The 14,908-nt window shown below is 69.4% G+C and carries 9 protein-coding genes; 6 read left to right on the top strand and 3 right to left on the bottom strand.

Going from position 1 to position 14,908, the window contains the following annotated elements:
• Positions 1 to 2 precede the first annotated feature (2 nt).
• From AC56LG_RS17390 to AC56LG_RS17400, 3 genes are read left to right on the top strand one after another with little or no spacing between them, the layout of a single operon-like run.
• Positions 3 to 860 (top strand): CheR family methyltransferase, encoded by an 858-nt coding sequence (locus AC56LG_RS17390; protein WP_497167319.1) that lies wholly within the window; start codon positions 3 to 5, stop codon positions 858 to 860.
• Complete coding sequence (locus tag AC56LG_RS17395) at positions 857 to 1,366, top strand: chemotaxis protein CheD (protein WP_497167320.1); 510 nt, start codon at positions 857 to 859, stop codon at positions 1,364 to 1,366. Before AC56LG_RS17390 ends, AC56LG_RS17395 begins: the two co-directional genes overlap by 4 nt.
• On the top strand, positions 1,363 to 2,970 hold the full coding sequence (locus tag AC56LG_RS17400; protein ID WP_497167321.1) for a chemotaxis protein CheW: 1,608 nt from the start codon (positions 1,363 to 1,365) through the stop codon (positions 2,968 to 2,970). Before AC56LG_RS17395 ends, AC56LG_RS17400 begins: the two co-directional genes overlap by 4 nt.
• 273 nt (positions 2,971 to 3,243) lie before the next feature.
• Here AC56LG_RS17400 and AC56LG_RS17405 read toward each other — a convergent pair whose 3' ends face one another.
• The 3 genes from AC56LG_RS17405 to AC56LG_RS17415 form a co-directional block, all read right to left on the bottom strand.
• Complete coding sequence (locus tag AC56LG_RS17405) at positions 3,244 to 8,736, bottom strand: AAA domain-containing protein (protein ID WP_497167322.1); 5,493 nt, start codon at positions 8,734 to 8,736, stop codon at positions 3,244 to 3,246.
• Complete coding sequence (locus tag AC56LG_RS17410) at positions 8,733 to 9,917, bottom strand: M48 family metalloprotease (RefSeq protein ID WP_497167323.1); 1,185 nt, start codon at positions 9,915 to 9,917, stop codon at positions 8,733 to 8,735. Before AC56LG_RS17410 ends, AC56LG_RS17405 begins: the two co-directional genes overlap by 4 nt.
• Positions 9,918 to 10,002: 85 nt before the next feature.
• The gene (locus AC56LG_RS17415) at positions 10,003 to 10,914 is read right to left on the bottom strand and encodes a LysR substrate-binding domain-containing protein (protein ID WP_497167382.1); all 912 of its coding nucleotides are present in this window, start codon (positions 10,912 to 10,914) and stop codon (positions 10,003 to 10,005) included.
• A gap of 262 nt (positions 10,915 to 11,176) precedes the next feature.
• Here AC56LG_RS17415 and AC56LG_RS17420 point away from each other — a divergent pair, with 262 nt between their 5' ends.
• From AC56LG_RS17420 to AC56LG_RS17430, 3 genes are read left to right on the top strand one after another with little or no spacing between them, the layout of a single operon-like run.
• Positions 11,177 to 12,328 carry a TRAP transporter substrate-binding protein gene (locus tag AC56LG_RS17420; RefSeq protein ID WP_497167324.1) on the top strand — a complete coding sequence of 384 codons (1,152 nt, stop codon included), beginning with the start codon at positions 11,177 to 11,179 and terminating at the stop codon, positions 12,326 to 12,328.
• Between the two features lie 22 nt (positions 12,329 to 12,350).
• The gene (locus AC56LG_RS17425) at positions 12,351 to 12,935 is read left to right on the top strand and encodes a TRAP transporter small permease subunit (protein ID WP_497167325.1); all 585 of its coding nucleotides are present in this window, start codon (positions 12,351 to 12,353) and stop codon (positions 12,933 to 12,935) included.
• Entirely contained in the window at positions 12,932 to 14,905 is a 1,974-nt protein-coding gene (locus AC56LG_RS17430; protein WP_497167326.1) for a TRAP transporter large permease, read from the top strand. Before AC56LG_RS17425 ends, AC56LG_RS17430 begins: the two co-directional genes overlap by 4 nt.
• The last annotated feature ends 3 nt before the right edge of the window (positions 14,906 to 14,908 follow it).

A 14,908-nucleotide genomic window follows, 5' to 3' on the forward strand; every position in this document is an offset into this window, starting at 1 on the left:
CCATGCCGGCGACTTCCTTTGACAGCGCCGACCTGACGGGCGCCGACTTCGCCGCCCTGGCGGCGCTGGTGCGCGAGCACACCGGCATCGCCATGCATGAGCACAAGCGTGTGCTGCTGCAGGGCCGCCTGCGCCCGCGCCTGCGCACCCTCGGCCTGGCCCGCTACGGCGACTACATCGCGCGCGTGCGCGCCGACCGCACCGAGGTGCAGGCCTTCATCAACCTGGTGACGACCAACGATACCGCGTTCTTCCGTACGCCGGCCGTCTGGGACTACCTCGAGCGCGCGTTCCTGCCGGCCTGGGTGGCCCAATCCCCGCAGCGCACCCTGCGCATCTGGTCGGCCGCCGCCGCCAGCGGCGAGGAAGCGTACTCGCTGGCGATGCTGTGCAGCGGCTTTCAGGCGCGCTTTCCCGGCCTGCGCGCATCACAGCTCACATTCTCGATCACCGCCACCGACATCGATACCGCGGTGCTGGCCACGGCCGCCGCCGGTCTCTACGAAGGCCGCACCGCGCAGCGCTTCGCCGAGACGCACCCGGAGCTGGCGCGCACGCATTTCACGCTTGAAGCTGGCGGCTTGCGCGCCCGGCCCGAACTGCGCGCCCACGTCCGTTTCGGCGAGCACCACCTGCTGGCGCCGTGGGCGGGCGGCGCGCAATTCGACCTGGTCCTGCTGCGCAACGTGCTGATCTATTTCGACGAAGACAACCAGGGGCGCGTACTGCGCCAGGTGCGCGCGGCCATGGCCCCCGGCGCGCGCCTGATCCTCGGCGAACAGGAGTCGATCTCCCGCATCGCCACCCCATTCGAATTCGAACAGACCCACGTCTACCGCATCCGCCAGGAACACGCATGAACATCCAGTCCATCGACGCCACCCGCCACCATGTCTTCGCCGGCCAGATGCAGGTCGGCGCCGGCAGCGAAGTCCTGACCGCGCTGCTCGGCTCCTGCGTCGGCATCGGCATGATCTGGCGTAACGGCCGCCGCTGCGGCCTCGCGCATTGCCTGCTGCCCGAGACGGGCGCCGTGCAGGACGACGCGGGACAAGCCGATCCTTGTGCGCGCTATGTGAGCGCAGCCGTGCCGGGCCTGCTGCGGGCGCTCGGCGTGCGGCGCGACCAGTACGACGAAGTCGAAGTCGTCGTCGCCGGCGGCGCCAGCATGCTCGCCGCGCTGCGCGGCACGGAACCGATCGGACGGCGCAACGTGACGGCCGCGCGCGAACACCTGACCCGGCGCGGCCTGCGCGTCAGCTTCCAGGACGTCGGCGGCCACCAGGGCCGCCGCATCAGCATCGATTGCGACAGCCAGCGCTATTCGGTGGTCGGCATCGGCGCTGCCACGGGAGCGCTGCAATGATGGCCTTTGAAACGAGCGCAGCCCAGCCGACGCTGGCGCAGTCGGCCCAGGCTGCGCTGGCGGCGATGAATGCCGCGCGCGCCGAGGCGGCGCAAGTGCTGGCCGGCGCCGCCGGCACGACGCTGTACGGCAGCTTCCTGCTCGGCGGCCAGGAATTCGCGCTGCCGGCGCTGTCGATCCGCGAAGTGGTCAACCTGCCCGAACGGATCACGCCCTTGCCGTTGTCGCCGCTCTACCTGGAAGGCATCTTCACGCTGCGCGGCGCGGCCATTCCCGTGCTGAACCTGGCGCGCATCCTCGATCCCGCCGCACCCGCCGTGCAGCCGGGCCAGCGCATCGCCATCCTCGACCACGACGGCGTCCAGGTCGGCCTGCTGTTCGACGCCACCGGCGAAGTGCTGCGCGTGCGTCCCGAACAGCGCAGCAGCGTGCAGTATGCGCCCGGCACCGCCAAAGCCGTGATTTGCGGCGCGCTGCTGCTGGACGAGGGCCGGCGCCTGGTGCAGGTGCTCGACGCGAACGCCCTGATCCGGGTCGAGAACGTGCCGCAGGTGCGTTCGCTGGCGGCGGCCGCGCACGACGCCCAGCGCGCGCGCTTCCTGCGCCAGGCCGAAGGCCACAAGGCGATCGTGTTCCGCGCCGGCGCCACCGCCTTCGCGCTGCCGATGCTGGCGGTGCAGGAAATCATCCGCGTGCCCGCCATCGAACCCTCGGCCATGCTGAGCGAGGTCTGCAAGGGCTGGTTCAACCTGCGCGGCAGGGCGGTCGGCGTGGTCGACTTCGGCGTGCTGCTGCGCTGTTCAGCGCCTGGGACCGACGCGGCCGAGCGCCGCATCCTGGTGGTACGCGTCGGCGACGAGCTGCTCGGCCTGCTGGTCGATTCGGTCGAGGACGTGCGCGCCCATTTCGACAGCGACATCCTGCCGATCCCGATGCTCGGCACCGGCCGCGCCGCCATGTTCCGCGGCTGCCTGCCGCATGCGGACGGCGCCGATGCCCTGTTCCTGGCGCCCGAGCATATCTTCACCCAGGGCGAAGTAGCCGAGATCTGCGCCGGCCACGGGCGCCTGTACGGCGCGCAGGCCGCCGCCGCCGTGCGCGGCGCCGGCAGCGCGGCGCGGCGCCGCGTCTACCTGGCATTCTCGCTCGGCAGCGCCTGGGCCGCCGACATCGGCCAGGTGCGCGAGATCGTTCCCTACGGCACGGTCGCGCTGCGCCCGCCGGGCATGCCGGATTGCGTCGAAGGCATGATGCAGCTGCGCCAGCAGATGCTGTGCGTGGTCGACCTGCGCCGCCTGTACGGCATGGCGCCGCTGGACGACCCCTCCGAGCGCCGCATCCTGGTGGTCGAGCACGAGGGCGAGAGCTTCGGCCTGGTGGTCGATCGCGTCGACAGCATCCTGACGCTCTCGGACCGCGAGCGCCGCCCCGCGCCGACCCTCGGCCGCAACGGTGGTGGCAACGGCGCGGGCGCGCCCGACATGCGCCGCGACGTCGGCGAAGTGCTGGCGGTGGCGGGCGAAGACGACGGCGCCGAACGTATCGTCTGCCTGTTCGACCGTGCCCGCTTCGCCGCCACCTTGCGCGCGCGCCTGGAAGCTTGAGCAGCATTCAACAGCCGGCATCGCGCAAAGTACGTGGCCGGCACGCGTTGCCACGCGTGGGCGGAGCCCACCCTACGTACCGCGACATTCATCCGTCAACGATGCCCCAACAGCCGGCATCGCGCAAATCGTAGGGCGGACCGGGCGGCGAACCGCTTCGTCCACGCGTTACGCACGGGTCCGGGTCGAAACATGGTACGAGGCCGGCACGCATTGCCACGCGTGGACCGAGTCCACCCTACGGATCGCGAGATTCGTCCGTCGACGGTGTTTTCAAGCAGCGGCATTGCGCCTGGCGAGCTCGGTGTATCCCTTGCGCAGCTTTTCCGCCACCAGCTTGTCCATCTCGCGCGCAGCGCGTTCGCTACTCTCGAAATTCTTCGCCAGCGTCTGCCCGGCGCTGCCGACACGGCCGTAGCTGACCGTGAGTTCGGTGCCGCGCACGGTGGCGCGCCAGAACTTGTGCGAGCCGCCGGCCTGGAAGACAAGGGAACGTTCCATATCGGGTGCGCCGGTGTCAACAACCGCAGCCTCGACCGGCTCGGGCTCCATCACCCAGGCACGCGGCACGGGCGGCGGCGTGGCCACTTCCACGCCCAGGACCGTATCTTCAGCGCCGGCCAGCATCGCCTCGATGCGCGCCATCACGCCATCCGGATCGTCGAGCCAGTCCTTGCCCGGCAGGTCGAGCACGCGCCAGCCGAAGCTGCGCAGGATCCCTGGACGGAACACATAGCGCTCGGCACTGTCGGGTACCGCTTCGCCCGGATTGTCGAGCAACAGGGCAAGGGCATAGCCACCCCTGGATGGGTCGGCGATCGCCAGGTCGCAGCGGAACTGGGAACGGCCGACGTTCAGGTGGACGTCGTGGCCGCGTGCGCGCAGCGCCTGCGCCAGCGCGTCGCGGATGCTGTCGGCGCCGGCCTGGCGCTCGAAGGCGTCGCGCGCGCCGGCATTCAGGGCGCCGAGGACGGCCTGGGCGCGCTCGAACTGGCCCGCGCTGCTGGCCTGGGCGAACTGGAGGAAGGCGCGCAGGGCGGCGGCGCCATCGTTGTGGGTGTTGGTGATCGCATCCGGCCCGATCGTCGCCACCACCGCCATGCGCTGGCGCGCGCGGCTGAAGATGACGTTCAGGCGCTTCTCGCCGCCGCGCCCGTTGATCGGCCCGAAGTTCATCAGCATCTTGCCGTCCCGCCCCGGCGCATAGCAGATGCTGAGGATGATCACGTCGCGCTCGTCGCCCTGCACGTTTTCCAGGTTTTTCACGAATAGCCCGTTGAACCCATCGTCGTCCTCGCGCACGTATTCGCGTTCCAGCCGGGTGGCGAAGTCGGGATCTTCAGCCGCAAGGGCGTCGAGCGCGGCCTCGATCGCACCCTGCTGGGCTTCCGAAAAGGCGACGATGCCCAGGCTGTGCGGCGTCTCGCGGCGCAGCAGTTCGCGCACCATCTGCGCGATGTACTGCGCCTCGGGCAGGTTGCGGCGCTCGCTGTAGACGCCGTCCTGCACCAGGTGGTAGCTGACCGGACGCGCCGCCAGGCTGTCGGCGGCGATGGCACCAGCTGCGGCGGCATCCGAGCGCACCGGTGCCGTCGCTGCACCGGCCTGCTCGATGGCGCGGTCCGGAATCGTCACCAGCCGGCCCTCGTAGAAGGCGGCATTCGAGAAGCTGATCAAGGCTTCGTGGCGGCTGCGGTAGTGCCAGGCCAGCAGCGTGGCCGGCAGGTTGCGCGCGGCCTGGCTCAGCAGGCTGTCGGAATCGAGGTGGATTGCGATGCGTTCGCCTTCTTCCTCGACTTCGATTTCGTCCATATCACCAGCACCGCCACTGGCGAAGAAGCTCGTCGGCGGCAGCTGCATCTCGTCGCCGACCACCACCACCTGGCGCGCGCGGCTGAGGGCCGGCACCGATTCCTCGACCGGGATCTGGCTCGCTTCGTCGAAGATGACGACGTCGAACAGGTCGGCTGCCAGCGGCAGCGTGTCCGACACCGACAAAGGGCTCATCAGCCAGACCGGCTTGAGGTCGTTGATGACGGCGCCCGAATCGCCACTGCTCAGTTCGCGGATCGAACGGTGGCGCATGCTCTTGCCGAACTCGTGTTCGAGTTCGCGGCGCCCGCCCGCATAGCGCTTCTTGAATGTCTTGGCGGTATCGTCGAGCCCGGCGGCCGAGGCCGCGGAGAGCGCGACGTGCTGCGCGAAGCGGGCGTGCCGGGTGGCGCGCACCACCTGGGCGTTGAGCGCCAGCAGTTCGCGCTGGCCACCGGCAATCGCACGCGCCGCCCGGGCCAGCGCGGCGCCGCCAAAGGCTTGCAGTACGGGCGAGGCCCGCTCGGCGCGGCGCAGCGCTTCGTCGGCCAGCAGCGCATCGAACTCCTCCGGCGTATGGTCGAGGCGGCGCAGCGCCGTCGCGCAGGCGGGGTCGCCGGCGGCTACGGCGCGCAGGAGCGGCAGCAGGTCGGGCAGGTCGTCCAGGCCCTCGCGCAGGTCGCGCAGCAGTTCGCCGAGTTCGCCCAGCGGCATGGCCGGCTCCAGGTCGAGCGTGTCGTGCGTCGTCCCGGCCAGGCGGTCGAGGACCGGTGCGGCGCGCGCCAGCAGCGCGGCGGCCGCCACCGGGTCGGCGGCGCGGCGCAGCCAGGCCACCAGCACATGGGGACCGCTGCCGGCCTGCAGGCGCGCTTCGAGTTCGCCCAGCGCGCGCAGGAAGGCGTCCATGTCGTCCACGCCGTAGCGTTGGCGGCTGTCGGCTTCGGCGGCGGCAAGGGCGCCGGCGGCCTGCCGTTCGGCGGCCAGTGCGGCCAGCACCTGGCGATAGTCGGGCCGCACCGCGTGCTTGCCGAAGTCGTAGCGGCGCTGCAGTTCGCCGCGCAGGCGCCACCAGCGCGGCTGCAACCAGCGCAATGACGATGGTTCGAGTTCCTGCGCCAGCGCGAGCGCGGCGGCGGTGTCGGCCGGGGCGAGCTTGTCGCGCCAGTGGGCGGTCGCCGCCGTGGCCTCGGCCAATGCGGCGGTACGCGCCGCCAGGTCGGTGCGGGTGGATTGCAGCGTGGCGCGCGCGGCGCAAGACCCGTCGAGCAGGTCGAGGTGCGCCGCCAGGCCGGCTTCCATCAAGCGCGCGGCCTCGAATGCAATGGCACGCGCCTGCGCCAGCGGCGTCGCCGCGCCGATCGGACCGGCTTCGTTTTCGAACAAAGGGTCGAGCTGTTCGAACAGCGTGTCGGCGTCCCGGCACAACGCGTCGACGCGTGCATGGGCTGCATCGTCCGCAATCAGGCCCGGCGCCAGGCGCGCAAACGCATGCGCCGCCAGGCTGTCGAGGCCGAAGCGCTCGCGCATGGCGCGGTGCAGGCGTACGGCCAGCTCGCGCTGGGCGTCCCAGCTGGCCAGTTCGGGCAGCGCCGCGCGGACCGGCGGTGATGCGTCTGGCGATGCCGGCAGCGCCGCCACGCGGCGCAGCAGCGCACGCACGCTGGTACCGAGCGAGGCCGGGGCGGCGGCGAATGCCGCTTCGAAGGCGTCGATGCGGCCCTGGTGCGCGTCGAGCTCGGACGCCAGCGCCGCGCGCCGCGCCGCCAGCGCCTGACCATCGTGCGGCTGGGCGATCCAGGCTTCGTAGCAGGTTTTCAGGTCGGCGATGAAGGCTTTCTTGTCGGTCTGCGAATCGTGGATCAGGCAGCACAGCGGATCGAGGGCACTCTGGCGCAGGCGGCTGAAGACGACGTCGAGCGCGGCGCGTTTTTCGCAGACGAACAGCACGCGCTTGCCGCGGCCGGCATAGTCGGCGATCAAATTCGTGATCGTTTGCGACTTGCCGGTGCCGGGCGGCCCCTGGATGATGAAGCTGCGCTCGCTGCGCGCCAGGCTGACGGCGGCGTTCTGGGTGGCGTCGGACGCGACCACGTTCCAGCGTGCGCTTTGCGCCAGCGGCGCCGGGCTGCCGGTGTCGACGGCGCGCGGCTCGATCGAGAATACGCGGTCGAAAGCCGGATTCGCGTCCGGCGTCTCGAGCAACTGGCTGTAGTCGCGTACCAGCGACATCTTCTTGTAGTTGAAGTTGGCCAGCGTGACCTGGGTCAGGTCGACGTCCCAGGCGTAGCGGTGGCCGCTGGACTCTTCCAGCACGTAGCCTTCGCGAGCCTCGGTACCCTCGGCCATCTGCGGCTGGCGTGGTGCGGCCATGGGCGGCGCACCGGCCTCGAAGCGCTGCGGCAGCGGGCTTGGCCGCACCCATTGTTCGAACAGGGCCTGGCCCAGCGGGCGGTAGTCGTCGCGCGCGTAGCTGTACGGCGGCAGGGCGCCCGTCGCGCCAGGACGCGCGGCCGCAGGTTTGCGCCGCTGGTACTGCTGCATGCGCTGCATGGCTTTCTGGCGTACCAGGCGGATCGCCGGCTTGTCGACCAGGCGCAGCTCGACCGCCGGTTCGGTGCGGCGAATCTGCCCCAGCAGGTCGGCGTGGATCTCGGCCAGCGAGGTGGTGTCGAGATCGACCTTTTCCGGCAGCCGGATGTCGTACAGTTGGCTCAGTTGATGGCGCAGCACCGGGTTGAATTCGGCGTCGGCATCCGCGCACTGCAGCACGTAATGGTCACGCACGCCCTTGCGCTTGACCAGCTCGACGGGCAGCCATAGCAGCGGCGTCACGATGCGCTCGTCCGGGTCTTCCTTCAGGTTGTGCCAGCGCAGGAAAGCGACCACCAGGCGCAGGTTGCTGAAGCCGAACTCGGCGCGGTCGCGGCGCGTGTCGGACAGCAACTGGTCGAGCGCGCCGGGCAAGTATGGCTGGTCGTCGAAGCGCAGCCATTGCTGCAGCGAGACCGCTTTGCCGGCCACGACGTCGGCGGCAAAGGCGCCGTTCCAGGTACAGATGTCGTCGGCGCGGATGCTGTCGACCTGCAGCACCAGCGGCACGCTGGCGACGGTGAGGTTGACGGTGGCCGCGGTCGGGCGGAAGTGCAGCAGGCGATTGCGGCGCGACAGGTCGAACAGGCGGTCGCGCAGGTGTGCCAGCACCGCGGCGCGGCGTCCGCTGGCGCCGGATGTCCCGGCCAGCGCGCGGCCGACGTCGAGCGCGAGCGGCTGGTCGCGCCAGGTGCGCAGGCGCGTGGCCAGCGCGGCGACGCCGGTGGCGCGCTCGTGCCGGTTCACCTCGGTCATCTCGACGACCAGCGCGGCCAGGATCGGGTGCAGGCGCGGGTTTACCGCGAACAGGTTGCGCCGCTGCGTCACGAACTGGCGCAGGTCGTCTTCCAGGGCGAAATCGAGGCCGGTAGCCAGCGCCGCCAGCATCATGCCGAGCCCGAAGACATCGGTCAATTCGTCGTGGTGGCCGAGCAGGCGTTCCCAGCTCAGCGGTCCTGGCAGGTAGGCGGGACGGGCGATGGGCGCGCCCGGGTCGCTTTGCAGGGCCAGGTCGTGTGTCTCGGGCAGGCTGTCGTCGCCGGGGCGGTCGCGTTCAAGTGCGCCGATAATGTTCAGGTTCGAGGCGGCATGCGGCTGGATGCGGGCGATAGCCCCGGATGCCAGGCTCGGTACCAGGCCCTGCGGCCGGCGCAGGGCGAGCGCGCCACCCGCATCGAGCACGATCTCGTCGGCGTCGAGCCCGGCCACCTTGCCCTCGGCGTGCAATGCCGCGACCTGGGCGAACAGCGGCAGCATCAGGCGCACGATGTCGTCGGGCGGCAGCGGCATGCCGGCTTGGGCCTCGATGAGGGCGCGCAGGTCGGCAGCGGGCGCCGCCAGGTTGGCGTCGGTATGGTCGTTCATGCGGATTCCTTCGCCAGGCGGCGTTTGTAGCGGTCCAGTTCGCGCTTGCCGAAGCCGGCGTCGCGGCGCAGGTTGAGCATCAGGCCGTCCAGGCTGCCGAGCGTTGTGGCGACTTCGCCGGCGCGCAGCAGCGCGGCATCCTGCTGGTCGGGGTCGCGCAGGGCCAGGTCGAGCATCAGGGCGTTCAGGTAGGCGTGGACGCTGGCGTCGGCGCCGTCGAACTGCCCTGGCTCCAGCGCCGGTTCGTCGTCGCGCCAGTCGGGGAACATGCTGCGCAGCTGGGCCAGCACGGCATCGCCGGCGAGCGCCGTGCCGGCAAGGTAGTGCGCCAGGAAGCCGCGCGTGAGCGCCTGCAGGCGCGCCTGGCCGGGCAGGTCGAGCCGCTCGAGGGCGAGTGGTCCCAGCAGGCGCTTCTCGAGCCAGGCATCGAGATCGGGGGCGCCGTCCCACCAGTGCGCCAGGGCGCGTGCGCGCAGGAAGGTTTCGGGGTGGGTATGCGCGGCGCTGGCGCCGGCCTCGTCGGCCTCGATCTCGGCCGCCTGGCGCAGGTAGGCGGCCGCGTCGACCGTGCCGATGCCGGTCTCCACCTTCACCAGGGCCGCCACCGCCGGCGCCACCGCGCCGGCCGCCAGCGCGCCGCCGCGGTCGGCGAACAGTTCGGTGTGCAGCGCATACCTGCGCCAGGTCTCGCGCTGGCTGTTCGACGCCTGGCCGGTCACCACGGCGTCGTGCAGGATGCGGTCGGCCACGAACAGGCAGCCGCCGTCCCGCGACCACAACAGGTAGTGCGCCAGTTCGTGGCCGAACACCGCGCGCAGCTCGTCCGCCGTCATGCGCTCGAACAGCGGTCCCTGGACGACGATGTGGACTTCGCCCGCCACGTAGTACAGGGCGGCGTTCATCTCCTGGCCGGGCATCTGGTAGAGCGTGGCCGGCGCCTCGATGCCGAGGCGCGCCATCGCCGTTGCCAGGTGGCCGTGGACTTCGGGGTGCGCCTCCGGCTCGATGCGGTAGGTACCGCGCAGCAGCGCCGCGCGCAAGGCTTCGCGCTGCTGGGCGTCGGTCGTGCGCTCGCTCGCCCAGCGCCAGACGTCGGGCTCGTGGCGGCGCAGGTAATCGACGACGGCGGTGTGGTAAGCCAGGGGAGCGAGCACGGGACGTGCTTTGGTAGGGGAGTCCATGGTGCTGTCGATGAGGTGCGGAAGGTGGATACTGCCGAGTTTACAGGGAAAGCGCACTGGGCGTCCACGCCGGCAGCCGCCGCACTCAGGCCGGGTTCAGCATGCGCTCGACCAGCGTGCCGTCACGCACCCGTTCCTTCCACCAGTCGAGCGCCGCGCCCGTTTCGCCGGTGCGCCAGGCCAGGTACAGGGTTTCGTCCGGCTTGGGTTCCTCGACTGCCTTGACGACCAGGCGGCCGGCGGCGACGTCCTCGCGCACCCAGGGCTCGGGCAGGAAGCCGAAACCGAGTCCGGCGCGCTGGAAGGCATACTTGGTCTGCATGTCGGGCACGGCCAGCGTGTTCTGGCCGAACAGCAGGCCGACCGTGCGCGCCTGCAACTGGCGCGCCGAGTCCGATACCGACACCGCGCGGTGCGCGCCCAGGTCGGCCTTCGACAGCGGCGCGGCGATGGCGGCCAGCGGATGGCCAGGGGTGGTGACGAACAGGAAGCGCACCGTCGCCAGCGGCAGCGCGGTGTAGCCGCCGCCCGAGGGGCCGGCGCCGGCCGCGCCCACCAGCAGGTCGGCGCGGCGGTCGAGCAGCGCTTCCCAGGTGCCCGACAGGGCTTCCTTCAGCAGGCGCAGGCGGGTCTGGTCGGCCACGGCGCAAAAGCTTTCGACCGCTTCCATCAGCGGGTTCGGGCACAGCATCGAATCGATGGCGATGGTGAACTCGGTTTCCCAGCCCGAGGCCACGCGGCGCACGCGCCGTTCGAGGTCGCCCGCGGCCTTGAGCAGGTAGCGCCCCTCCTTGAGCAGCTCGGCGCCGGCCTGCGTGAGTTCCACGCGCGGACCGAAGCGCTCGAACAGCTGCACGCCCAGGTCTTCTTCGAGCTTGGAGACCGTGTAGGAGATCGTGGAGGGCACCCGGAACAGTTCTTTCGCGGCGGCGGCGAAGGAACCGCGGCGGGCGATGGTGTCGACGGTGAGCAGGGCGTCCAGGCTGAGTTTGAGCATGCTTTCGAAGGGGGCGATTACTGATGTCGGCATGATAACCCGGCGTCTGCTTCAGTCGGCAATTGCAGTAGGCAACTACGCTGAGCAACTGCGCACAATCAATTTACCCAGCCGACAATTCGACCAAGTTTTGACCTGGCGCAAACCAACCACATCCATATCCGGCCCGGCGCGGAAAAGCCGTAGCAAAATCGGCAGCATCCGCGAATGGATGTGCCGGCTAAACCGACCGGTCCTCATAACACCAGACAGGAGACATATCATGAAGAAGGGTGGCAACGTGTCGAAGCAATCCCAGTCTGCCCCAGGGCGGAGGAAGTTCCTGAGCAGTGCCGCTGCCGGCGCCACGCTCGCTGTGCCCATGATCGCCAGCGCGCAGACGCCGACGAAAATGCGCTTCCAGAGCACCTGGCCCAGCAAGGACATTTTTCATGAGTACGCGCTCGACTTCGCCAAGAAGGTGAACGACATGACCGGCGGCGAGTTGCGCATCGAGGTGTTGCCCGCAGGCGCCGTGGTGCCGGCGTTCGGCCTGCTCGACGCCGTCTCGAAAGGCACCCTCGACGGCGGCCATGGCGTCATGGGCTACAACTACGGCAAGCAGGCGGCGATCGCCCTCTGGACCTCGGGCCCGGCCTACGGCATGGACGCCAACATGGTGCTGGCCTGGCACAAGTACGGCGGCGGCAAGGAACTCCTCGCCGAGCTGTACAACGGCATCGGCGCCAACATCGTTTCCTTCCTCACCGGGCCGATGCCGACCCAGCCGCTGGGCTGGTTCAAGAAGCCGATCAGCAAGAAGGAAGACTTGAAGGGCATGAAGTTCCGCACCAACGGGCTGGCAATCGACCTGTTCACGGCCATGGGTGCGGCGGTGAATGCGCTGCCGGGAGGCGAGATCGTGCCGGCGATGGACCGTGGCCTGCTCGACGGCGCCGAATTCAACAACGCCAGCTCGGACCGCCTGCTCGGCTTTCCCGACGTCTCGAAAGTCTGCATGCTGCAAAGCTTCCACCAGAGTTCGGAGCAGTTCGAAATCACCTTCAATAAACCGAAGTACAACGCGCTGCCGCCCAAGCTGAAGTCGATCATCGAGAACGCAATGGAGGCGTCCTCGTCCGACATGGCCTGGAAGGCGGTCGACCGCTACTCGAAGGATTACCGCGACATGCAGGCCAAGCAGGGCGTCAAGTTCTACAAGACGCCGGACGCGGTGCTGCAGGCGCAACTGGCGGTGTGGGACGAAGTGGTGGCGAAAAAGGGCGCCAACAACCCGTTGTTCAGGAAGGTGGAGGCGTCGATGCGCACCTTTGCCGAGCGCGCCATGAAGTGGGACATGGACACCAACAACCCACGGCGCATGGCCTACAACCACTACTTCGGGCGCAAGGCGGCGGCGCCGGCCAAGGCCTGAGCCACCCGACCGGAGCGGCTTCATGCAGAAAGTCTTGTTGTTCGTCGACCGCGTCAGCAGCTGGGTGGGCCAGGCCTTTTCCTGGCTGATCGTGGCGCTGACCGTGCTCATCACCTGGGAAGTGTTTGCGCGCTATGCCTTGAACACCCCCAACCCCTGGGCCTTCGACCTGATGATCATGATGTACGGCAGCGCCTTCATGATGGCCGGGGCCTACACGCTGGCCAAGAACGGCCACGTGCGCGGCGACGTGCTGTACACCTTCTTTCCGCCGCGCCTGCAGGCCGGCCTCGACCTGCTGCTGTACGTCGTCTTCTTCGTGCCCGGCGTGATCGCCCTGGTCTGGGCCGGCTATACCTACGCGGCCGAGTCGCTTGCCATCCGGGAACACTCGACGCTGACCGCCAACGGCCCGCCGCTGTATCCGTTCAAGATGGTCATACCCTTGGCCGGCATCCTGCTCCTGCTGCAGGGCGCGGTCGAGATCGTGCGCTGCGTGGTCTGCCTGCGCAATGGCGCCTGGCCCTCGCGCGAGGCCGACGTCGAGGAAGTCGACGTCGACAAGCTCAAGGCGATGGTGCACGCGGACGAGGCGGGGGCCAGATGAGAAAGGAGATCTGGTTCGGGCTGTCGATCCTGGTGGCGATCGTCGTCGCCCTGTTCGCGCTGATGCCGGCGCCGAGTGCGATGACCAACGGCCACCTGGGCTTGCTGATGCTGGCGCTGGTGGTGGTCGCCATCATGCTCGGTTTTCCGACGGCGTTCACGCTGATGGGCATGGGCGTGATCTTCGCCTGGTTCGCCTTCCACAGCCAGGACCCGGACCAGGCGGTGCAGCTGACGCTCGACCTGATGGTGCAGCGCGCCTATTCGGTGATGGCCAACGACGTGCTGATCTCGATCCCGCTGTTCATCTTCATGGGTTACCTGGTCGAGCGCGCCAACCTGATCGAACGCCTGTTCAAGAGCCTGCACATCGCCATGGCGCGCGTGCCCGGCTCACTGGCGGTGGCGACCATCGTCACCTGCGCCATTTTTGCCACCGCGACCGGCATCGTCGGCGCCGTCGTCACATTGATGGGCTTGCTGGCGCTGCCCGCCATGCTGAAAGCCGGCTACAGCACGCAATTGTCCGCCGGCTGCATCACGGCGGGCGGCTGTCTCGGCATCCTGATTCCGCCCTCGGTGCTCCTGATCGTGTATGGGGCGACGGCCGGGGTGTCGGTGGTCAAGCTGTATGCGGGCGCCTTTTTCCCGGGCATCATGCTGGCCGCGCTGTATGTCGGCTATGTGCTGCTCGTAGCCAGGCTCAAGCCGTCGGCGGCTCCGCCGCTGCCGGACGCGGAGCGCGTGGTCGAACTGCCGGCGTTTACCCGCGCGATTCCGAACGCCTACAACAAGATGGCGCTGGCGGGTCTGATCGGGGCGTTGAAGGGCGCGCGCCTGCCGCGCGGCACGTTGGCCTCGAACCTGTTCGTGGCGCTGCTGCCCGCGCTCGCCTTCGTCCTCGTGATGGGGGCGAGCTACCGGATCGTTACCGCTCCGGAAGCGGCACCGACCGAGCTGGTCGAGATGGGCGCCGCCCAGGATCTGGACGCGCCGTCCGCCGGCGAAGGCGGCCTGCAGGAGCCGCCCGTGGAAGGCGGCCTGGCCGAGCCGCCGGTCGAGGGTGGGCTGGCCGAGCCGCCGCTGGAGAGCACGGCGCCGGCCGCGCCCGCCGATTCGGCTCCCGCCGGCGGTACCGCACTGTCGGCGGCGGCCGTTGCGCCGCAGAACGCAGGCGCCCCGGCGTCGACCGTGGCCACGGCCGACCCGGTCGCCAAACCCGCCTCGCAAACCTTCTGGATCGTGCTCGCGGTTGGGGTAGCCGCGCTGGCCGTGTTCTACCTGTTCTTCAGCTTTGCGCGCCTCGAGATCTTCAAGATGCTGCTCGGCTCGCTGTTTCCGCTGGCGATCATGATCCTGGCGGTCCTCGGCAGCATCGTGTTCGGGCTGGCGACGCCGACCGAGGCGGCGGCGATGGGCGCTTTCGGCGGCCTGATCCTGGCGATCGGCTACCGCCGCTTCAATTTCAACCTTCTGCGCGAGTCGGCCCACCTCACCACCAAGACCACGGCCATGGTGTGCTGGCTGTTCGTCGGCTCGAGCATTTTCTCGGCCGCCTTTGCCCTGCTGGGCGGGCAGGAAATCATCAACGCCTGGGTGCTGGGGATGGAGCTGACGCCGGTACAGTTCATGGTGCTGGCGCAGGCGGTGATTTTCCTGCTCGGCTGGCCGCTCGAGTGGACCGAGATCATCGTCATCTTCATGCCGATCTTCGTGCCGCTGCTGGCCCACTTCAGTATCGATCCGCTGTTTTTCGGCCTGCTGGTGGCGATGAACCTGCAAACCGCCTTCCTGTCGCCGCCGGTGGCGATGTCGGCCTTTTACCTGAAGGGGGTGGCGCCGCCACACGTGACGCTGAACCAGATCTTCATGGGGATGCTGCCCTTCATGGGTCTCCAGGTGCTGGGGATCGGGCTGCTGTATGCCTTTCCGGCGATCGGGCTGTGGCTGCCGGGGGTGCTGTACAACTAGGCC

It is taken from the genome of Telluria sp. ZB2R32 (assembly GCF_059685715.1).

Bases quoted from the DNA above. Each gene is read 5' to 3' on its own strand.
- AC56LG_RS17425 (WP_497167325.1), top strand. From the start codon at position 12,351: ATGCAGAAAGTCTTGTTGTTCGTCGACCGCGTCAGCAGCTGGGTGGGC.
- AC56LG_RS17415 (WP_497167382.1), bottom strand. From the start codon at position 10,914: ATGCTCAAACTCAGCCTGGACGCCCTGCTCACCGTCGACACCATCGCC.
- AC56LG_RS17395 (WP_497167320.1), top strand. From the start codon at position 857: ATGAACATCCAGTCCATCGACGCCACCCGCCACCATGTCTTCGCCGGC.
- AC56LG_RS17390 (WP_497167319.1), top strand. From the start codon at position 3: ATGCCGGCGACTTCCTTTGACAGCGCCGACCTGACGGGCGCCGACTTC.
- AC56LG_RS17400 (WP_497167321.1), top strand. From the start codon at position 1,363: ATGATGGCCTTTGAAACGAGCGCAGCCCAGCCGACGCTGGCGCAGTCG.
- AC56LG_RS17430 (WP_497167326.1), top strand. From the start codon at position 12,932: ATGAGAAAGGAGATCTGGTTCGGGCTGTCGATCCTGGTGGCGATCGTC.
- AC56LG_RS17410 (WP_497167323.1), bottom strand. From the start codon at position 9,917: ATGGACTCCCCTACCAAAGCACGTCCCGTGCTCGCTCCCCTGGCTTAC.
- AC56LG_RS17420 (WP_497167324.1), top strand. From the start codon at position 11,177: ATGAAGAAGGGTGGCAACGTGTCGAAGCAATCCCAGTCTGCCCCAGGG.
- AC56LG_RS17405 (WP_497167322.1), bottom strand. From the start codon at position 8,736: ATGAACGACCATACCGACGCCAACCTGGCGGCGCCCGCTGCCGACCTG.